Here is a 19,650-nt window from a genome sequence, read left to right on the forward strand (position 1 = left end):
AAGGTTCAGCTGCCCTGTTCGACCAGTTCGAGGGCGTCCTCCGGGAGTTGGACGGCTTCATATGCTCCGCTTACGGCCGGCACCACGAGGGTGAATCCTTCGGTCTCGTCAAGGCCGACCGTGCCGTTCTCCATCACAAAGTCGAGGAGGTGACCGCCTGCCGTCCGGTCATCCGTGAGGAAGTGAAGATGGAAGCCCGGAACCGTGATACCGTCGCCGGTGTATGCAGGTGACCAGATGCCGACGACCGTCCCCGTCACATTATGGAGGATGAAGACCGACTGCTCCGCCACGACCTCCGTGAGCGGCCGGTAGGGAGGGTCCTGTGCGGGCACGCTGCGGGCGGTCACGGACGAGAAGGTGCCGTCCGCCCGTATCGCATAGAAATGCGAGGTGTCGGGGAGCTCGACGGCTGCGATATCCTCGAAGGTTGACATATTGACCGTATTCATGATCCGCCACGTCCGGTCGGGGGCATAGAAGGTGACCTCCGCAAGGGGTGTCGTCACGTTGCCGGGGATTACCCGCACGGAACCGTCCGATCGGACCTGGTAGAACGTCCCGTCCAGTGCAACCATCTCGCCGTCGAGGTGGTCGACGGTCCCGAGGCCGAAGTCCCCGTGGCGGGCGAGATCGCGAAACGTGATCGTTCCGTCATACGCCCCGGCGAGGAGGTCCTCGATGAGGGCCTGCTGGTAGAGGATCTCCGCTGCCGGTTCGGGTGATTCCGCAACGGGTGCACCGGTCTGGTCGGAGTATCCGGTGTTGACGCATCCTGCGATGCATACGATGAGGGCGCCGACCGCGAGGAGAAGCGCCGTCCTGCCGTAAAGATTCATTACCTTCACTTTGGTGCGTCCGGGATAAAAATGACGGTCACACCGGAAAAAGAAAAGGTGTTCTTCTACTTCCTGTTCATGATGCCGGTGAAGGTGATGATGATACCCCACGCCACGAGGAAGATGCCGAGGATGTAGACGACGGTGGCGGTTCCGTAGAGCGGGTTTGCAAGGACGACGACGCCCAGCGCGATGGCGATCAGTCCTGCGATGACGAGGAGCACCTTGTACCACGTGTGGTCGTGGCCGGAGAATGCCTGGAAGATATTGGTAAAGCCGGTGAGAAACGCCCACAGTGCGATGGCCCAGGTGATCACGAGCCAGGCGGTCATCGCGGTCGAGAGGAAGACGTAGAGGCCGAGGAGGAAGGCGATCACGCCGAGGATCACAAGGGCGACGGATTTCCCCACATCCTGGTGCGACCGGACTCCCTGGACGGCGAGCATGGCCCCGTGGATCATCACCACGGCACCGATGAAGTAGCCCAGAAAGAGCACCACATAGCCGGTGAAGGTGATGCAGAGAACTCCGAAGATGACGGCAAGGATGCCGAGGAGGACGAAGGTCCACCAGACGGGCGTAAACCCTGCCGCCGATGCAATCGGATCAATCGATTCGTTGTCTGTCATGATGGTTCACGCGTGTTCTTTCCCTCATCATCGGATATATAGTTGATTGCCCCGGTTCCCCCGTCATACCGGCCGCAAAGGAGGCGACCACGCCCCGCATGGGAGTGAGTGAAGAATATTTCCCCGAAAGGGCATGACCACCATTTTTTTTGGTCTGCCGATGCAATGAAAGAAGTAGTAAGCAGACAGCCCGCCCAATTGTTCCGCCCGGACGGGCTATCAGGATGATCGCATGACACGGACGGTTGTACTCTCGGAAGACCCGGAATTTCTCGCTGAACTCTCCGAGTACCTGGAGGTGCTGTCGAGCCCGACCCGCCTGAAGATTCTCCGGGCAATCGAACACCGGCCAATGGAGATCCGTGAGATTGCAGCGGAGATCGATACCAGTTACGAAAATACGAAGAAGCACCTGAACAAACTTGCGGCGGCGGGAGTGATCAAAAAGGAGGCGGGCCTCGGGCGCGAGACGGCAAAGGGGGTCCATCCGGTCTGGAAGTTCTCCCTTCAGCCGGGGGGCCTCGAGTCGGTGATCACGAGTCTCGGGGTCTTCTCGGGCAGTGCGGTCCCGGCGGGATACGGCGACGTGGCTTCCCGCATCCGCACCGTCAAGTCGCTCCTGACGGAGGACGAGGTCTCCCCAATGCTCCTGGTAACGCAGGGGGAGGAGGACGGGAGGATCTATCACCTCGCCGGGGCGACCGTCGCCCTCGGAAGGGAGGACCCCCCGAATGCTGCCCTCTATGACCCCGAAACGGATGTCGTCCTTCCCACGTCGTATGCCGCCGTCTCCCGGGTGTCGAAGCCCCACGCCCGCCTGACCCGCACCGGCGGCCGGTGGCTGCTGGAGGACTGCGGCAGTACCGGGCAGACCTTTGTGAACGGCATCCCCCTCGGAAGGAATGCATCAAAACCCGTTTCGGAGGGGGACATCATCGACCTCGCAAGCGGTGCCGGAAGCGCCCGGTTCGTGGTGATCGGGGCAGAGGGCGACGGAGAGGAATGACGATGAAGGTTCTCCACCGCTGGTTTAGCATCGCTCTCATTCTCTGCCTCCTGTTTGCGGTGCCGGCAATGGCAAAGTCGGATAACGCAAATTCGGACAAGACCCCCCCCGGTCAGGTGAAGCCCACCACTCCTGTCCCGACACCGGAGCCCACGACCGCACCGACAGCGGAGGAAACACCGGCGGCAACGCCTGAGCCGACGACCACGGCGGTGGCCGCCGATGCGGCAGGCGATGAACCGACGAGCGTGCCGACGGAGAACGGCACGGGAACGGAGGGAACGTCCGGCGAGGAGGGGGTTGAGGGAGTGAACCCCCTCCTCGTCCTTCTCCCGGCCGCGGCGCTCCTTGCGGCGGGCGCCGTCATTGTCACCCGGCGGCGACCCCGGGCCGGAGCGGCGGTAGGTGGTGGTGAGGAGGTCGTACGCTCCGGGGTGGATGCTGATGATGAAGAGAGCGGAGGCCGTGGTGACGGTGCCGGGGCTGCGTCGGTCCGGACGGTGGTGCAGCGGTCGCCGGAGGCGGCACCTGCTCCCGCCGCCGCAACGGAGATGACCGGCTTTCCGGCCGCCCTTGCGCCCAAGTACCGGGGCGTCACCTACCTCGGGCAGGGGGGCATCGCCCGGGTGTACCGGGCGGAGCGGGTATCCGACGGGGCGGTGGTCGCGGTGAAGTGCCCGCTCGTCCCCGACGAGGAGACCGGTACCCACTTCATGCGGGAGATCCGGTTCTGGGAGCGGCTGCATCACCCGAACATCCTCGCCATCCATGCGGCAAACATCCTGCCGGTTCCCTATGTCGAGATGGAGTATGCCGACCACTCCCTGAAGGACTGCCTCCTTCCCCTCCCGCCGGAGGAGGCCGTGCGGGTCATCCGGGGGGTCGCCGCGGGGCTTGCCTTTGCCCACGATAACGGGGTCATTCACCGGGACATCAAACTGGAGAACATCCTCTGTGCGGCGGACGGGACCCCGAAGATCACCGACTGGGGGCTGGGGAGCGTCACCGACGGGGGGCACCGGACCCGGGTCGGCGGCTTCTCCCCCGGCTATGCGGCCCCCGAGCAGCTGCGGCCGTCGGTCCACGGTGCCGAGGATGCGAGGACCGACCTGTACCAGCTGGGCGTGCTCTTCTTCGAACTTCTCACCGGCACCCTCCCCTTCCCCGGCGAGGGGATGGGGGAGGTGACGCTCGCCATTCTCGGGGAGCCCGCCCCCGTCCCTTCGGCGGCCGGTGCCCCGACGGACGCCTACGATGCGGTGGTCCTCCGCTGCCTTGCAAAGGAGAAGGAGGGGCGCTTCGCCTCTGTTGCCGACTTCTGTTCGGCCCTGCAGGAGGCCACAGACGATGGCGGCCATCCCACGGGTGGATAAGGGGAACCGCCCGGTTCCCCACAGGGAACGGATGTATTTTCTTAATATATATGCGAACCGTACCAACAGGAATGCAAGGGAACGACGAGGAACGCGTTCCCGCCAAAGGAGTATACCAGCAATGAAACGAACCACACTGGTCATCGGATGCGTTCTCTGCCTCTGCCTCTGTGCGGTCGCAGTGGCACCGGCGATGGCAAAGAATGTGATCAGTCCCCAGGCGGACAAGCTCGTCGATCACAAGCTCGACAAGGGGATGTCCGGGAATGGGGCGCTCAGGCAGGCCGACGGCCAGGTGATCAGCAATGCCAGTGCAGCGACGAACGAGTTCAGGATGCAGCAGTTCAACGACAGCGTCGCCTGGGGGGAGGCGCTGATCGGTGAAGTGAATGCCTTGGGATATGACACCTCGAAGGCCGAGGCGGTTCTTGCGCAGCTGACCGGACAGGAGGGCGCCCTCAGAAATGCGCTTGGATCCGGTAAGCAGGGGCAGATGACCTCCGTGATGGCAAAGAACAATGCGCTCACGAAGCAGCTTCGGATGTCCCTGAACAACTGCATCCGGGCAAACGGCACGGAAAACGGCACCATGGAGATGGACCGGCTCCGTGAGAACTGCACCGCCATCGATGCGGAGTATCTTGAACTCAGGTATGAGAACCGCCTGATGTACGGGGAGGAGATCATCGACATCTTCAATGCATCAGGGTATGACACCACGACCGCAGGAGAACAGCTGGGCGTCATCGCGGCGAACAACGGCACCTTCATGAACGCGACGGCGAACGAAGACCGCCCGGCGATGAACAAGGTGATGAACGAGAACAAAAAGGCCTGGAACACGGGCAAGCGCTCGCTCTGGGACCAGCTCAGGTCCTTCTTCTTCGGCGGGGACGTGACCGAAGAGGAGAATGAAACGGCCGCTGATGAACCCGCACCGGACAACGAGACCGCAGCATCATAACACCACATGAGACCACAGATTCAGGGAGAATCCAATCTGCATGAGGACACAGGGGAAGGTATGTCCTCCATACGACACCACAACCCTTTTTCCAATATTCAATAGTTTCAATTCTTTTTTCTGCACCACATTCGCCATCAGGGCCCGGTGATTGGGCCCTGCAGAAAATCATCGATGCGGGTCTGCCCGCCCCCGTCCGGTTCAAGTGACGAGAGCGCCACCCCGACGAGGCGGACGGGCTGGCCGGTGAGGAGTTCCTCGAGAAGCGCCCGTGCAGTGACCCGGAGGATGGCGGCGTCGTGGGTCGGGTGGTCGAGGCTCTGTGCCCGGCTCTTTGTTACAAACCCGGTATAGCGCACCTTGACGGTGACGGTCCGGCAGAGGGCATGGTGCTCGCGAAGGCGGCGGACGGTGTCGTCAAGGAGCGAATCGAAGGTGGCTGCGATTGCCTCCCGGTCGGTCGTATCCCGGGCAAAGGTGCGTTCCCGCCCGATCGATTTCCGCTCCCCCCGCGGGGCGACCGGCCGGTCGTCGGCGCCATTCGCCCGTTCGTGCATGATGACGCCCCACTTGCCGAAGGCGGACCGGAGTGCCTGCACATCCGCTGCCGCGAGGTCGCCGATGGTTGCAATGCCCATCCGGGCGAGGCGGGGGATGCTCTTCGGCCCGACGCCCGGCATCGTCTTCACCGGCAGGGGGGCGAGGAATGCGAGGGCCTGCTCCGGGGGGATGACCGTCATGCCGTCCGGCTTGTCGGCGTCGGAGGCGATCTTGGCGATGGTCTTGTTCGGCCCGATGCCGACCGAACAGGTGATGCCTTCCCTGGTCCGGACCTCGTCCCGGATCGCCGCCCCGATCGCGGCCGCCTCTTCGTAGGTGCACCCGGTGCACGCGAGATAGGCCTCGTCGACGCTCACCTGCTGGAAGCCGCCCTTCGCGTACCGCCGGAGGATGGCCATCACCCGCTCCGAGACCTCCGTGTACCGCCGGTGACGGACGGGGAGATAGACCGCATCGGGGCAGCGGACATATGCCTGGCTGATCGGCATCGCCGAGCGTATCCCGTACGCCCGTGCCTCATAGGAGCAGGTGCAGACCACTCCCCGTCCGGCCCCTCCCTTCGGGTCGGCGCCCACGACGACGGGCCGCCCGGCGAGCGACGGGTCGTCCCGCACCTCCACCGAGGCGAAGAAACTGTCCATGTCGACGTGGAGAACGATGTGCTGATGCCGTGCCGCTGTCATGCCTGTATGGTTCAGGTCGCCCTTCCCGGTAAAAAAGGTCGCTGTACGGGGGCGAAGGTGACCGGAGTCGTCCCGGAAGGCACAATCATGAGTGGCATTCGCACCATCCGGCAGGAGACTGCAATCGCGTCTGTCCCCCCCCCGCCCCCCGCTCCCGCTGCGGGTTGTGCGGCCGGCCTTTCCGCAACCGTCAATATATAAACGCCGGGGCGCCAATATCAGGTATCCATGTCGCTCAAGACCCTGCTCGTGACCCCGGCAGGCAAGGAGAAAATATGGGATGTCCCCGGGAGAAACCCTCCCGACACTGTCCGTGCAGAAGACGCGTTCACGGGCCGGTTCGCCCGGCGCTGCGCCCAGTACGCCCGCATCCACTACCCGGAGGACTGGGTGATCCTCTCCCCCAACTACGGGTATCTCCTGCCTGACCAGGAGGTCAGAAACCACACCACCGATGAGTTCGGGGCCTACAGCCTCGAGTTCGATACCATCCGGGAGAACGCCGAGTATGACGGGCTCCTCGATTACGAGTGCGTCATCTTCCTCGGCAGCGAGGAGCGGTACGGCGGATTCATCGAGACGGTCAAGAAGACGTTCACGAAGAGCTGGGTGGAGTTTCCCCTGACCGACGCCCGGTCGGACGGGGAGATGCTGGGAATTCTGGTCGATTCCCTCACCCGCAATGCACCGCTGCGGCGAAACGTCATCCGCCTCGCCCGGGTGCGGGTGGACGGCCTCTTCGGGGCGCTCGACCACGACATCCCGCTCTTTCCGGAGGACTCGCTCTCCATCATCACCGCTCCGAACGGGTACGGCAAGACGACGGTGCTGCGGATCCTGCGGGCCATATTCATGGGCAACGTCGACGAACTCCGCGATCTCCCCTTCGAGGCGGTGCAGCTCGAGTTTCTCCGGGAGGAGGGGAGCGACGGCGGTGCACCCGACAGGCTCACGATCGCAAAGGAGCAGGTGACCCGCTATCCCCTCCGGGTGGACCTCCACTTCCGGTACACCGGGGCGGGTGGCGTCGACCGTACCTACACGCTCGAGGGCGGGGAGTACCGGGAGGACGAGGTCTCGGCGGCGCTCTCCGCGATCATCCCGCCGGTTCCGGTGAAGTACATCTCGGCGCAGCGCCTCTGGTACGAGAAGGTGCCGGGTGCGGGGATGCCCGGCGACCTGCTGGGGTCGTTTCCGTCCGGTGAGGAGAGCTCCTACGCACCCACGGTCGTGGCTTATGCCGAGGACATCAAAAAGCGCATCCGTGCCCTCCTCTCCGATTACGCCTCCATCGCCCAGGAACTCGACGCCACGTATCCTGCCCGCTATCTCACCTCACTCGCGGCGGGGGCGGGGGTCCTCCCGCCGGAGGATATCGGCCCCTCGCTTCTCGCCCTTCAGGAGGAGCGGAGGATGTTCGAGACTCTCGGCTTTCTGCCCTATACACGCCTCGAGGGGGAGGAGATGATCCGGACGGAGATGATCCCGGACAACCCGGCGGTGCAGCAGGCAATCGCCCTCTATATCGCCGACTCAAGGGAGAAATACCAGATCTTCGGGGCACTGAAGAAGAAGATCGATCTCCTCCAGCAGATCATAAACGACCTCTTCCTCAACATCACCCTCACGGTGGACGTGGAGAGCGGGTTTCTGCTCCGCTTCGGCGGCGTCACCCCCGTGCCTCCCATATCGCTCTCCTCCGGAGAGCAGAACCAGCTCGTGATGTACTACGATTTGATCTTCCAGACGGACCCCGGCACCCTCGTCCTCATCGACGAGCCGGAGATCTCGCTCCATGTCGTCTGGCAGCGCCAGTTCCTCGAGTGCATCCGGGAGATCATCGGTATCGCCGACGCAGACTTCATCCTCGCCACCCACTCCCCCCAGCTGATCCACACGAGCTGGGATCACACCATCGACCTCTCCGGGACCATGAACGATGAAGGGTAAGAACCGCAGGTTTGCCGGCTACCGGCTGGAAGAGATCTGGGCGGACCCGGACGAGATCCGGGGGACGGTCGAGAAGATGGAGATGAACTATCCCGGCAACGGGGGCAAGGTCTTCGTCATCGTCGAAGGGCCGTATGACCTCGAGGTCTACGACCGGTGCTTCAACCGGGATTCAACCATCCTGCGGATCGCAAATTCCAAGGAGAACGTCCGCGACGTCGTCGCCGATATCCTCGCACAGAGCGGCGAGGGGGACGCCTCCCATATCATCGGGATCATCGACAGCGACTTCTCGCTCTTTACCGGGTCGGGCATCAAGGGCAAAAACCTCTTCATCACCGATACCCACGACCTCGAGACGATGCTCATCGCCTCGCCCGCCCTCGACCGGGTCATCGAGCATGTGGCGGCGGGCGCGATCCAACAGTCCTTTTCCCAGCGGGTGCAGGGGGATCTCCGGGGGGCCGACCTGCGCCACTCGCTCACGAAGGCGGCCCGGTACCTCGGCTTTGCCATCCTCGTCAACAACCGCCGCGGCCTCAACATCACCTTCAAGCACATCAACTGCAAGAAGCGGGACAACTTTGCCCGGTTCATCGACGCGGAGACGCTCGAGTGCAACCTCTCCTCCCTCGTCGGACTGATCGTCGAGAAGAACGGCGACCGCGGCGATGCATTCATCGAGGCGCTGCGCGAGGAGATGGGGGGGTCGGCGGGGTACTACTTTGAGTATCCGTGGCACATCTGCCGGGGTCACGACCTGATCTGCATCCTCCTGCGTGACCTCTCCTACCGCTATCCCCCGAGGTCCGGCGGAGAACTGCGGGGACGCGACCTCGAGGCCCTCCTGAGAAGCTATTACCGGGCGGAGTACTTCGCCCGCACCGACCTCTGCGACCGCATCCGTGCCTGGGAGGAGACGGTCTTCGGGAAGGGGGTCGAGGCGCTCTTTGTAAGGTCGGTCTACAATCAGGTGGGGAAGAAAAGCGGGAGAAAGGGCGGTCATTCCGGCGGGCGGCGGAGCGGGGGCGGGCCGTCGGTGTGACCTGATTCTTTCATCCCGAATTGATTGATGATCTAACTTTTCTAATATTTTTTCATGGGAAACACTTTCGGCACGCACACTCTATCATTCATATTCACTGGAAATTATCCAAAGAATATCAGATTTTCAGAGGTGCAAAACTCCCATGTATTATGCGCACACATCCGAACATTCCGATAAAACCACCTGGCAGCCTCTGAAAGATCATCTGGAAAATGTTGCAGTTTTGGCATCACAATTTGCGGATGACTTTGAATCTTCTGCCTTCGGGTATGCCGGTGGGCTGTTGCATGATCTGGGCAAATATTCTCCTGAGTTTCAACGTCGTCTGGAAGGAGCGTCTGTCAGGGTAGATCATGCGACCGCCGGTGCAATCGAGGCAAGGGCTTCCTATCATCCGGCACAAAGCAGGATTCTTGAATACATCATCACCGGCCATCATGGCGGGATGGAGAATTTTGGCAACCCTTCTTCTGGGCTGGAAAAACGCCTGAAGAAAAATTTTCTTGCGGACTATTCTGCATACCGAGACGAGATTGAAATTCCTTCCTTGGATGGCTTAAGTCCTCCCCTGACTCCATCTGACAGTGGGATGGGATTTCCCCTCTCGTTCTACATCCGAATGCTCTACTCATGCCTTGTCGATGCCGACTTCCTTGATACCGAACATTTTGTCGATCCTGCAAAGGCAACTCTCAGGGGAGAGTCGGAGTCCTTCGATGTTCTCATTAAGAAATTTGATACACACATGGAGGGTATTACGGCAAAAGCGGATGAGACTGCGATAAACGTACGTCGTCAGGAAATCTATCGGCAATGCAGGGAGAAGGCATACTTTCCCACCGGTTTTTTCACCCTCACTGTCCCGACGGGGGGCGGCAAGACGCTCTCCTCGATGGCATTTGCTCTCTCTCATCTGGAGCGGCACGATCTGAAGAGAATATTCTATGTGATACCTTACACGAGCATCATCGAACAAAACGCGGAAGTGTTCAGGAAGATCTTCGGGGCTGAGAATGTCCTCGAGCATCACAGCAATTTCGATCCAACGGGCGACCGGGCGGACAAGGATCCGATTCCCGAAACCGTTGCGGAAACGCTTAGTCTCTCATCGGAAAACTGGGACATCCCGATTACCGTGACGACGAATGTCCAGTTTTTCGAGTCTCTCTTTTCGCACAAGCCTTCCCGCTGCCGCAAACTGCACAACCTCGCCAAGAGCGTGATCATTTTGGATGAGGCGCAGATGCTCCCGACCGGATACCTGAAGCCGTGCCTTGCAGCCCTGACCGAGCTGGTGGTAAACTACGGGGCGACGGTGGTCATCTGTACTGCGACCCAGCCGAAACTTGCTGATCTTCTGGATGAGAACATCCGTCCTGTCGAGATCATGGACTCTCCTGATTCGCTCTATGAGGAGTTCAGACGAGTGTCGGTGAAGAGCGTCGGTTTGCTTGATGATGATGACCTTTCTGCCAGGCTGATGGAGCAGAAGCAGGTTCTCTGCATCGTGAACACCCGCAGGCATGCTCAGGAGCTGTTCGACCGGATATCGGGGAGCGGGAACTGCTATCATCTGAGCGCACGGATGTGCCCGGTGCATCGCCGAAAGCAACTCGATGCAATCAGACAATCGCTTTTGGCAGGACTGGACTGCAGGGTGGTATCGACGCAGCTCATTGAGGCGGGAGTTGATATCGACTTTCCCGTGGTGTACCGGGCAATGACCGGGGCTGATTCGATATGTCAGGCGGCCGGACGATGTAACCGGGAAGGGAAACGAGAAATGGGGGAGGTATTCGTCTTTCAATCGTCCGAATCTTATGGAAAGGCGACTCCCTGGCAGAGGAGGGTGGCTGAGATCGGGGAGATGGTCTGCCGGGACTTTGAAGATCCGATGGCCCTGCCCGCCATTGGGGAATATTTCAGGAAGCTCTATTTTTACGAGGGTTCTGAGCTTGACAAGAAGAGGATTCTTCCCATGATTGAAGAGTTGGGTAGGAAAATGGAATTTCCATTTGAGGATGTCGGGACCTCGTTTTCGTTTATCGAGGATAATACGCGGGACGTAGTCATCCTCTATGATGCACAGGCACGGGACATCATCGAGCGGGTTCGTCGCGAAGGTTTTCCCGGAAGATTTGCCCGGAGACTTCAAGGATATTCGGTCAATGTCTATCCGAATGAGTTCAGGGAGATGGAGCGGGAAGGGGCGGTGGAACTGATCGCTGAGAAGTACTACGTGCTGAAGAATTGCATGGAATCGTATTCTGAGTCAGTTGGATTATTGAACAAAAAATATAACGATGCTGAAAATTTATTATTGATTATCTAGGGAGGTGATTGCCATAGGTTTTGGAATTAGATTGAAAGTATGGGGGGACTATGCCTGCTTTACCCGGCCCGAGATGAAGGTCGAGCGGGTCAGCTATGACGTCATGACCCCGTCGGCTGCACGGGGCATTCTTGAAGCGATATACTGGAAACCTGCCATTTCATGGAAAATTGACCGGATACATGTCCTGAATCCGATAAAATTTGATAATATCCGGAGAAACGAAGTCAACAGCAAAATTCCCGCTTCAAATGTTAAGAGCGCGCTCAAAGGCGGGGAAGTGTCACTGCACCTTGACCCGAATGATGACCGGGTGCAGCGCGCATCCCTTGTCCTCCGCGATGTGTGCTACTGCATTGAGGCGCACTTTGAGATGACAAAGGAGGCGGGTCCCGACGACACTCCGGAGAAGCACTACAATGTCGCCCTTCGCCGAATGAGGAAGGGGCAATGTTTCCACCACCCGTATTTTGGCTGCCGGGAATTTCCGGTGAACTTCGAGTTTGTCGAGGGAGAGATTCCGGGGTCGTACTATACCGGGAAAAACGGCGGGGAGAAGGATCTCGGCTTCATGCTCTATGACATTGATTTTGCGGATGACATGAAGGCCATATTCTTCCGGGCGAATATGGTTGACGGTGTCATCGATTTGGAGAGGTGTCTGGCATATGGAGGTGTCTCTTGATCATTCAGTCCTTGTGCCGGTACTACGACATTCTCAAGGACGATCCCGCCGTTGAAATATCAGAATACGGTTCCAGCAATGCAAAAGTCTCTTTTGTTTTTGTTCTTTCACCGGAAGGTGAATTGAACAATATCGTTGCCCTCGGAAGCGATGATGCCAGATTACGCTTCCAGCTGATGGATGTCCCGATGCAGGAGAGCCGCTCGGGGAAAAACCCTCCACCATATTTCCTCTGTGACAATGCGAAGTATGTTCTCGGCGTTGAATGGCTGAAAAAGGCCGATTTCCAGAAGAAATATCCATCCGCGGCGAATGGTGAAAACCCCTCCGGCTGTACTGTGCTGGAAGAGAATGAGAAAGGAACACTTCTTGTACATGGGCCTTCCGAAGACCGCTTTCAGGCATTCAAAGGACTTCATCACGAGATTCTTGATGGCACAAATATCCCTGCGGTCGCATCCCTGCTCACGTTTCTGGATGCATGGAATCCTGAAACAGCCCTGGATCATCCAAAAATTCAGGATTACAAGGATGACATTTTCACCGGAGGAAATGTGATCTTTGAATGTGAAGGGGCTTATCTACATAAAATACCTGCCATACGGGCTCTCTGGGAAAGTCATTATGCACGAGAATCTGCCAAAGATGAACAGATATCCCAATGCCTGGTGACTGGAAACGCTGAGCCGGTGGCCCGGTTGCATCAGAAGATCAAAGGGGTCACCGGTGCCCAGAGTTCCGGGGCAAGTCTTGTCAGCTTCAACGCGGATGCGTTCGAGTCCTATGGGAAGGGGCAGAGTTACAATTCCCCGGTCGGAACCCTCTCGATGTTCAAGTACACCACGACCCTGAACCATATGCTTGCTTCAGAGAGGAACCGGATTCGCATTGGAGATTCTACTGTGGTTTACTGGGCTGAAACGAGCAATTCATCCTGTGAGGACCTTGCAGGATTCTTTTTCAATCCTCCGAAGGGGAAGGAGAATGAAAACGGCATCACGGAAGGGGAAGATGATTCCCGCATCCGGGATGCGAAAACCATCCGACAGATGGGAGATATCCTCAACAAGGTCCGGAGAGGAAGGCATCTGAACCGTGACGATCTCGGCACGGATGCTGATACGAAATTCTTCATTCTGGGCCTTGCACCGAACAATGCGAGACTAGCCGTGCGGTTCTGGTATGTCGATATCTTTGGAGAGTTCATCGAAAAGATTGCACGGCATTATCTCGATATGGAGATTATCCGGGACGATTTCGGATCGCCATTCGTCACACCTTATCAATTACTGAAAGAGACGAGTCCGAAAAGTGCGGATCGCAAGGAAGCATCGCCTATCCTCGGCGGGCTCCTGATGCGGTCAATTCTGAACGGAACGGGCTATCCGGTGCAGATGTACAGTGCGATTCTAAGTCGTGTGAAAGTTGAGCGGTCGATTAATTATGCACGGGCCGGATTCATCAAGGCTTACCTGCTGAGGCAGAGCAGATCCGGCTCATCACCCCTGAAGGAGGAACTGATTTCCGTGAAATTGAATGAAGAAAACCCTGATGTGCCCTACCGTCTGGGAAGGCTCTTTGCCGTCCTCGAGAAGGTGCAGAGCGAGACGAACAAGAATATGGGCAGCACGATCACCAGCAAATATTTCAGCAGTGCGTCGACGACACCCGCCGTGGTATATCCGGTTCTCCTGAAACTGGCACAGCACCATATTGCAAAGTCTGACTGGGGATTTAAAACGACCCAGTCGATCGAGGAGATCCTTTCGGGAGTTGATGCGTTTCCCGAATATCTGACGCTGGAAGAGCAGGGGATGTTCATGCTTGGCTATTACCACCAGCGCAAGGCCAACTACAGTAAGAAGAACGAAAAAGCAGTCGAGGAGGAGTAAAAATGAGTGAAATTATCAAAAACCGGTATGAATTTGTCTTGTTGTTCGATGTCGAGAACGGAAATCCGAACGGTGACCCGGATATGGGGAACATGCCGCGGGTGGACCCCCAGACCGGGCATGGCATCGTAACCGATGTCTGCCTGAAACGCAAGGTGCGTGACTATGTCGACCTGGTGAAAAACGAAGAGGCGGGTTACGACATCTATGTGAAGTCGGGCGCTGTTCTCAATGACCAGCACAAGAAGGCGTATGATTATCTCGGCATTGAACCCTCCAAGAAGAAACCCAAGGACGATGAACTGACAAAATTCATGTGCCGGAATTTCTTTGATATCCGGGCCTTTGGTGCGGTAATGGCGACGGAGGTGAACTGCGGACAGGTACGGGGCCCCGTTCAGATCAATTTTGCCCGAAGCCAGGATCCCATCTACCAGCAGGAGATCACCGTCACCCGCCTTGCGGTGGCAAATGAAAAGGATGCCGAAAAAGGCCAGACGATGGGGAAGAAACAGGTGATCCCGTATGCACTGTACCGGGCAGAGGGGTATGTCTCCCCCCATCTTGCAAAGAAGACGACCGGGCTTTCCGAGGAGGACCTGGACCTCTTCTGGGAGAGCCTCGTCAATATGTTCGAGCATGACCATTCCGCGGCACGCGGGAAGATGTCTGCGAGAAAACTGATCGTCTTCAAACATGACAACGAACTCGGCCGCTGCCAGTCGCACATCCTCTTTGACAAGGTGAACATAGAACGTCTCTCAAAGGATCTTCCTGCCCGGTCGTTCAAGGACTATAGTGTCACGATTTCTGAGGATATTCCTGAAGGCGTCGAGATGATTGAGAAGTTATGAGGCGGCGCAGATATGCCGATGACGACCTGCTAGCGTTGTCCGGCATACAGCATTTTTCATTTTGCCGCCGCCAATGGGCACTGATACATATCGAGCGGCAATGGGAGGACAACCTCCGTACTGCTGAAGGACATTTCATTCATACGAGAGTGGATGACCCGTTCTTCTTCGAAACGAGAGGCGATACTGTTGTTTCGCGTGCATTTCCCCTCGTATCTTATACGCTCGGATTTTCCGGGGTTGCTGATGTGATCGAGTACATCCGGTCTTTAGAGGGCATATCCCTTCCAGATCACGAGGGGCTCTGGAGGTTGAATCCAGTTGAGTATAAACGGGGAAAGCCGAAGATTGACGAGTGCGATGAGGTGCAGCTGTGTGCTCAGGTGATGTGCCTCGAAGAGATGTATGGCGTAACCATTACATCTGCAGATTTCTATTATCACGAGATACGCAGGCGGGTTCATCTCAGTATCACGGATGAACTGCGAAATACCGTTCGGGCACTTGCTGACGAAATGCATGATTTATTCGAGAGAGGAATCACGCCGATGGCAGATCCATCCAGAAATTGCCGCTCCTGTTCACTGGTCAATGTATGTTTTCCGAAATTGACCAAAAAGAAGCAGGCGGTTGACCGGTATATCCAGAAGCATGTGAATGACGCTGCTATTACCGATTATTGAGGAGTTGCTGAGCATGGCTGTAGATATTATGAGAATTATTTGAGGGTGATGATATGCGAAAGCTCCTCAATACGCTGTATGTTACAACCCCCGATTCTTATCTGACACGGGAGGGAGAGAATGTTATTGTGAAGATCGATGGGAAGAACGCATTCCGCATCCCTGTCCATACCCTCGAAGGAATTGTCTGCTTTGGTTACATGGGGGCAAGTCCGCAGTTGATGCGGCTGTGCACCGATAACAATGTCGGCCTCTCTTTTCTCTCGCCATCCGGAAAATTTCTGGCACGAGTGAATGGCAGAGTCAGGGGGAATGTACTTCTCCGGAGAACTCAGTATCGAAGAGCCGATAACCGGGAGGATTCACTGGATATTGCACGGGCGTTCATCGTCGGGAAAATTGTCAACTGCCGGACTGTCCTTGGGCGCAGCATCCGCGATCATGGTGAGAGCATCAACTGCAACAGGATTCGTGGTGCCGACGACCTTCTGATTGAGAATCTTTTGAAAATAGAAGGTTGCATGGATCCCGATACCTTAAGGGGAATTGAGGGTAACTGTGCAAAATACTATTTCGATGTTCTGGATGAACTGATCCTTCTGCAAAAAGAGGACTTCTATTTGTACCAGAGGAACAGGAGGCCACCGCTCGATAACATGAATGCCCTTCTCTCTTTCCTCTACACCCTCCTTGCCCATGACGTCGAATCTGCCCTGGAGACGGTCGGGCTTGACCCGTATGTTGGATTTTTCCATACGGACCGGCCAGGAAGGGCGAGCCTTGCCCTTGACCTGATGGAGGAACTGAGGCCATTCCTGGCCGATCGCTTAGCGCTGAATCTCGTCAATCTGAGGCAGCTCGCCGGGAAGGATTTTTACAAGAAAGAAAATGGTGCCGTGATCATGACCGATGAGGGGAGAAAGGCGGTCCTTGGAGCATGGCAGAAGAGAAAGCAGGACCAGATCACGCACCCCTATCTCAAGGAAAAGATTCCTGTGGGATTGGTTCCCTATGTTCAGGCAATGCTTCTGGCCCGCTATCTGCGAGGGGATATTGACGGATACCCGCCGTTTTTCATGAATTGAGGGATTATTATGATGGTTTTGGTTACCTACGATGTAAATACCGAAACGGATGAAGGAAGGAAGAGGCTGAGGAAGGTTGCAAAAGTCTGCATGAACTACGGACAGCGGGTGCAGAACTCGGTCTTTGAGTGCCTGGTCGACCCTGCGCAGTTTGCAAACCTTAAACATGCGTTGTGCGAAATCATCGACGAGAAGAAGGACAGTCTTCGATTTTATTACCTGGGGAAAAACTGGCAGAACAGGGTGGAGCACTATGGTACCAAGGAAGGGTATGACCCGGAAGGATTCCTATTGATTTGAGCTCTGCGAACCTGAAGCGGCCATGAAATTGCAAGGAGGTTCGCGGAGAACTTCACGTTATCCATTTTAATCCTTTTGGAGAATCGTGCCTTCGAATGGGAATCGCGTAATGTTTGCCATCCCGATATTAAAAATCACACAATATTATTTATTCCAATGAATTTTTCTCCAGCCTTGGAATCTCAACAAAATATGATATATGTGCAGGGAATAAGACATTGTAATAGCCTGATTCGGTTATCTCACGTTCCGAATAGGTTGCAGTCACACCCCTCGCGGGTGTGTGGATTGAAATCCATTCGTCCGGGTCGATACCGCACCGGATCTGTGTCACACCCCTCGCGGGTGTGTGGATTGAAATACACAAAGACGCTGAAAGCGAACAAAAACGAGGTGTCACACCCCTCGCGGGTGTGTGGATTGAAATTCCATTTGGGGGGCAATCTGGGCGTTTCCAGGCGTCACACCCCTCGCGGGTGTGTGGATTGAAATTCTCCGAGTGCGTCGGCGATGAGTGTCACAGGCGTCACACCCCTCGCGGGTGTGTGGATTGAAATGATGTACCGCTCGCTCATGAGAAGCCCCCCATTTGTCACACCCCTCGCGGGTGTGTGGATTGAAATAGAGTTGCATCCCTCTCTTCTATCGGTTTGACAGTCACACCCCTCGCGGGTGTGTGGATTGAAATATCGTCATAAACTGCTTAGCCCCGGGAACGGAGAGTCACACCCCTCGCGGGTGTGTGGATTGAAATCGTTTTGCCAGTGATAAGGAGATCCCCTGCCGGGTCACACCCCTCGCGGGTGTGTGGATTGAAATCTTGTAGTAGCCGAGGCAGTTCTGGTAGAACCTGGTCACACCCCTCGCGGGTGTGTGGATTGAAATTTTCTAGGTGGTGTTGTGTGGTATCATCCTTATAGTCACACCCCTCGCGGGTGTGTGGATTGAAATCTGCTCCTCGCTCACATGAAGGGCGGCAACGCCGTCACACCCCTCGCGGGTGTGTGGATTGAAATCATTTTACCCTCGACGACAACCCCAACCTATCGGAGTCACACCCCTCGCGGGTGTGTGGATTGAAATGATGGAGGTGCGTGATGAAACTCCAGATCAACGGGTCACACCCCTCGCGGGTGTGTGGATTGAAATTCCACGACACCGCAGGCACGATCACCGGCTACGGTCACACCCCTCGCGGGTGTGTGGATTGAAATAACGATATCGAACCATCCGACGAACTCGCCGCCGGTCACACCCCTCGCGGGTGTGTGGATTGAAATCATAGGTACATGATTAGCCGTAGCTAGCAAAAAAATGTCACACCCCTCGCGGGTGTGTGGATTGAAATCGCCCTGAAAGGGATCACCGCCGAGATGGACAAGGTCACACCCCTCGCGGGTGTGTGGATTGAAATGTATAGGGGATGATGGCCGGCTAATTGATGAGGTGTCACACCCCTCGCGGGTGTGTGGATTGAAATATCCAGAATTAAGAGGATATACAGGAGCTTTTGCCGTCACACCCCTCGCGGGTGTGTGGATTGAAATAGGAGTATGTTGGCCAGCGCATGGACGAGCTTTACGGTCACACCCCTCGCGGGTGTGTGGATTGAAATAACCTGGGGAACAAAGGTATGTTCAAATTCCCCGTCACACCCCTCGCGGGTGTGTGGATTGAAATCATCAATGGTGAAAATTTGGCCAACGCCAACGGCGTCACACCCCTCGCGGGTGTGTGGATTGAAATCGAAACTGGCAAAGTATCTCGGACGCGACCGGACGCAGTCACACCCCTCGCGGGTGTGTGGATTGAAATACAAAAAAGCAGGGGGAGAATGTCAATGTCTGAAGTCACACCCCTCGCGGGTGTGTGGATTGAAATTAGTTATCGCCCAACATCGAGCAAGAGTAGATGGTCACACCCCTCGCGGGTGTGTGGATTGAAATACTTGACATCCTCTCCTACCACATATCTGCTAAAGTCACACCCCTCGCGGGTGTGTGGATTGAAATAATACGCCAAGGAGAACGGGAAATCCCCTGAAGAGTCACACCCCTCGCGGGTGTGTGGATTGAAATATCATGAACCCCCAGGACCGGAGAGATGGAAAAGTCACACCCCTCGCGGGTGTGTGGATTGAAATAAGAACTTCCGGCGACAGATCTGCCCGATGCTGGTCACACCCCTCGCGGGTGTGTGGATTGAAATATTATCGCTCACTCTAACACCGAGCCAGGACACAAGTCACACCCCTCGCGGGTGTGTGGATTGAAATCATGTGCTCCCGGGCGTTCTGTAATCGGCGCTCGTCACACCCCTCGCGGGTGTGTGGATTGAAATAAAGAGGAATCGACCGGCCCGTGGACCCTCGTGAACAAGTCACACCCCTCGCGGGTGTGTGGATTGAAATCTCCTGAAACGTGACCAGATCATCAAGGAGGTGACGTCACACCCCTCGCGGGTGTGTGGATTGAAATACGTCCTTTAACCAGATCCGACACGTCCCGATTCCGTCACACCCCTCGCGGGTGTGTGGATTGAAATGCCAAACGGCGACAGGTCGGGGCGCTGGCGAAGGTCACACCCCTCGCGGGTGTGTGGATTGAAATCTCGCCGACGACTACAACCCGGGAGAGATCATCGTCACACCCCTCGCGGGTGTGTGGATTGAAATAGGGTAGTTCGTTTCAAGCTCACAAACAACAAAGTCACACCCCTCGCGGGTGTGTGGATTGAAATTATCGTCACACCATTTTTATTATAATC

16 protein-coding genes and 1 CRISPR repeat array (1 of these 17 cut by a window edge) are annotated in these 19,650 nt (G+C 56.9%); of the genes, 13 read left to right on the forward strand and 3 right to left on the reverse strand.

The genetic code is table 11. The annotated features are described in order from the left end of the window. Positions 1–5: 5 nt before the first annotated feature. Both budA and AZH53_RS10350 read right to left on the reverse strand, forming a co-directional pair. On the reverse strand, positions 6–839 hold the full coding sequence (gene budA, locus AZH53_RS10345) for an acetolactate decarboxylase (RefSeq protein WP_319643444.1): 834 nt from the start codon (positions 837–839) through the stop codon (positions 6–8). Positions 840–904: 65 nt separating this feature from the next. Then, positions 905–1,468: an HdeD family acid-resistance protein gene (locus AZH53_RS10350; protein WP_319643445.1), complete on the reverse strand. Its 564-nt coding sequence runs from the start codon at positions 1,466–1,468 to the stop codon at positions 905–907. A gap of 232 nt (positions 1,469–1,700) precedes the next feature. Between AZH53_RS10350 and AZH53_RS10355 the strand changes: the two genes are divergently transcribed. The 3 genes from AZH53_RS10355 (at position 1,701) to AZH53_RS10365 (ending at position 4,811) form a co-directional block, all read left to right on the forward strand. Continuing rightward, a complete protein-coding gene (locus tag AZH53_RS10355; RefSeq protein ID WP_319643446.1) occupies positions 1,701–2,474 on the forward strand; it encodes an FHA domain-containing protein in 774 nt (257 codons plus the stop codon). Beyond that, a complete protein-coding gene (locus AZH53_RS10360; RefSeq protein ID WP_319643447.1) occupies positions 2,471–3,847 on the forward strand; it encodes a serine/threonine-protein kinase in 1,377 nt (458 codons plus the stop codon). The genes AZH53_RS10355 and AZH53_RS10360 overlap by 4 nt, the downstream gene beginning before the upstream one ends. 121 nt (positions 3,848–3,968) lie before the next feature. Next, entirely contained in the window at positions 3,969–4,811 is an 843-nt protein-coding gene (locus AZH53_RS10365; RefSeq protein ID WP_319643448.1) for a hypothetical protein, read from the forward strand. A 137-nt stretch (positions 4,812–4,948) separates the two neighbouring features. Here AZH53_RS10365 and dinB read toward each other — a convergent pair whose 3' ends face one another. Further along, a complete protein-coding gene (gene dinB, locus AZH53_RS10370; protein WP_319643449.1) occupies positions 4,949–6,055 on the reverse strand; it encodes a DNA polymerase IV in 1,107 nt (368 codons plus the stop codon). Here dinB and AZH53_RS10375 point away from each other — a divergent pair. From AZH53_RS10375 to cas2, 10 genes are all read left to right on the forward strand, one after another. Then, the gene (locus AZH53_RS10375; RefSeq protein ID WP_319643450.1) at positions 6,038–6,256 is read left to right on the forward strand and encodes a hypothetical protein; all 219 of its coding nucleotides are present in this window, start codon (positions 6,038–6,040) and stop codon (positions 6,254–6,256) included. The genes dinB and AZH53_RS10375 overlap by 18 nt on opposite strands. A 27-nt stretch (positions 6,257–6,283) precedes the next feature. Beyond that, the gene (locus AZH53_RS10380) at positions 6,284–8,005 is read left to right on the forward strand and encodes an AAA family ATPase (protein ID WP_319643451.1); all 1,722 of its coding nucleotides are present in this window, start codon (positions 6,284–6,286) and stop codon (positions 8,003–8,005) included. After that, positions 7,995–9,050 carry a DUF4435 domain-containing protein gene (locus AZH53_RS10385; protein WP_319643452.1) on the forward strand — a complete coding sequence of 352 codons (1,056 nt, stop codon included), beginning with the start codon at positions 7,995–7,997 and terminating at the stop codon, positions 9,048–9,050. Before AZH53_RS10380 ends, AZH53_RS10385 begins: the two co-directional genes overlap by 11 nt. A gap of 145 nt (positions 9,051–9,195) precedes the next feature. Next, positions 9,196–11,385: a CRISPR-associated helicase Cas3' gene (gene cas3, locus AZH53_RS10390; RefSeq protein ID WP_319643453.1), complete on the forward strand. Its 2,190-nt coding sequence runs from the start codon at positions 9,196–9,198 to the stop codon at positions 11,383–11,385. 31 nt (positions 11,386–11,416) lie between these two features. Then, positions 11,417–12,070, forward strand: a complete 654-nt coding sequence (cas5c, locus tag AZH53_RS10395; RefSeq protein WP_319643454.1) for a type I-C CRISPR-associated protein Cas5c — start codon at positions 11,417–11,419, stop codon at positions 12,068–12,070. Continuing rightward, positions 12,067–13,962, forward strand: a complete 1,896-nt coding sequence (gene cas8c, locus AZH53_RS10400) for a type I-C CRISPR-associated protein Cas8c/Csd1 (RefSeq protein ID WP_319643455.1) — start codon at positions 12,067–12,069, stop codon at positions 13,960–13,962. Before cas5c ends, cas8c begins: the two co-directional genes overlap by 4 nt. A gap of 2 nt (positions 13,963–13,964) precedes the next feature. Next, the gene (gene cas7c / locus AZH53_RS10405; RefSeq protein ID WP_319643456.1) at positions 13,965–14,816 is read left to right on the forward strand and encodes a type I-C CRISPR-associated protein Cas7/Csd2; all 852 of its coding nucleotides are present in this window, start codon (positions 13,965–13,967) and stop codon (positions 14,814–14,816) included. Further along, positions 14,813–15,499 carry a CRISPR-associated protein Cas4 gene (gene cas4 / locus AZH53_RS10410; RefSeq protein WP_319643457.1) on the forward strand — a complete coding sequence of 229 codons (687 nt, stop codon included), beginning with the start codon at positions 14,813–14,815 and terminating at the stop codon, positions 15,497–15,499. The genes cas7c and cas4 overlap by 4 nt, the downstream gene beginning before the upstream one ends. A 53-nt stretch (positions 15,500–15,552) precedes the next feature. Then, the gene (gene cas1c / locus AZH53_RS10415; protein WP_319643458.1) at positions 15,553–16,584 is read left to right on the forward strand and encodes a type I-C CRISPR-associated endonuclease Cas1c; all 1,032 of its coding nucleotides are present in this window, start codon (positions 15,553–15,555) and stop codon (positions 16,582–16,584) included. Between the two features lie 9 nt (positions 16,585–16,593). Then, complete coding sequence (gene cas2 / locus AZH53_RS10420) at positions 16,594–16,884, forward strand: CRISPR-associated endonuclease Cas2 (protein WP_319643459.1); 291 nt, start codon at positions 16,594–16,596, stop codon at positions 16,882–16,884. A gap of 263 nt (positions 16,885–17,147) precedes the next feature. Continuing rightward, positions 17,148–19,650: direct repeats of the CRISPR family, unit length 32 nt; unit sequence GTCACACCCCTCGCGGGTGTGTGGATTGAAAT; it runs 2,887 nt beyond the window's last position.

The sequence above is a fragment of the Methanovulcanius yangii genome, from assembly GCF_018687785.1.
Classification (GTDB): Archaea; Halobacteriota; Methanomicrobia; order Methanomicrobiales; family Methanomicrobiaceae; genus Methanovulcanius; species Methanovulcanius yangii.

What these genes read in the sequence shown, in the direction of transcription:
- AZH53_RS10350 (WP_319643445.1), bottom strand. Translation starts at nt 1,468, where the DNA reads ATGACAGACAACGAATCGATTGATCCGATTGCATCGGCGGCAGGGTTT.
- budA (WP_319643444.1), bottom strand. Translation starts at nt 839, where the DNA reads ATGAATCTTTACGGCAGGACGGCGCTTCTCCTCGCGGTCGGCGCCCTC.
- AZH53_RS10375 (WP_319643450.1), top strand. Translation starts at nt 6,038, where the DNA reads ATGCCGTGCCGCTGTCATGCCTGTATGGTTCAGGTCGCCCTTCCCGGT.
- AZH53_RS10365 (WP_319643448.1), top strand. Translation starts at nt 3,969, where the DNA reads ATGAAACGAACCACACTGGTCATCGGATGCGTTCTCTGCCTCTGCCTC.
- cas3 (WP_319643453.1), top strand. Translation starts at nt 9,196, where the DNA reads ATGTATTATGCGCACACATCCGAACATTCCGATAAAACCACCTGGCAG.
- AZH53_RS10355 (WP_319643446.1), top strand. Translation starts at nt 1,701, where the DNA reads ATGACACGGACGGTTGTACTCTCGGAAGACCCGGAATTTCTCGCTGAA.
- AZH53_RS10380 (WP_319643451.1), top strand. Translation starts at nt 6,284, where the DNA reads ATGTCGCTCAAGACCCTGCTCGTGACCCCGGCAGGCAAGGAGAAAATA.
- cas1c (WP_319643458.1), top strand. Translation starts at nt 15,553, where the DNA reads ATGCGAAAGCTCCTCAATACGCTGTATGTTACAACCCCCGATTCTTAT.
- dinB (WP_319643449.1), bottom strand. Translation starts at nt 6,055, where the DNA reads ATGACAGCGGCACGGCATCAGCACATCGTTCTCCACGTCGACATGGAC.
- cas2 (WP_319643459.1), top strand. Translation starts at nt 16,594, where the DNA reads ATGATGGTTTTGGTTACCTACGATGTAAATACCGAAACGGATGAAGGA.
- AZH53_RS10360 (WP_319643447.1), top strand. Translation starts at nt 2,471, where the DNA reads ATGACGATGAAGGTTCTCCACCGCTGGTTTAGCATCGCTCTCATTCTC.
- cas7c (WP_319643456.1), top strand. Translation starts at nt 13,965, where the DNA reads ATGAGTGAAATTATCAAAAACCGGTATGAATTTGTCTTGTTGTTCGAT.
- cas4 (WP_319643457.1), top strand. Translation starts at nt 14,813, where the DNA reads ATGAGGCGGCGCAGATATGCCGATGACGACCTGCTAGCGTTGTCCGGC.
- AZH53_RS10385 (WP_319643452.1), top strand. Translation starts at nt 7,995, where the DNA reads ATGAAGGGTAAGAACCGCAGGTTTGCCGGCTACCGGCTGGAAGAGATC.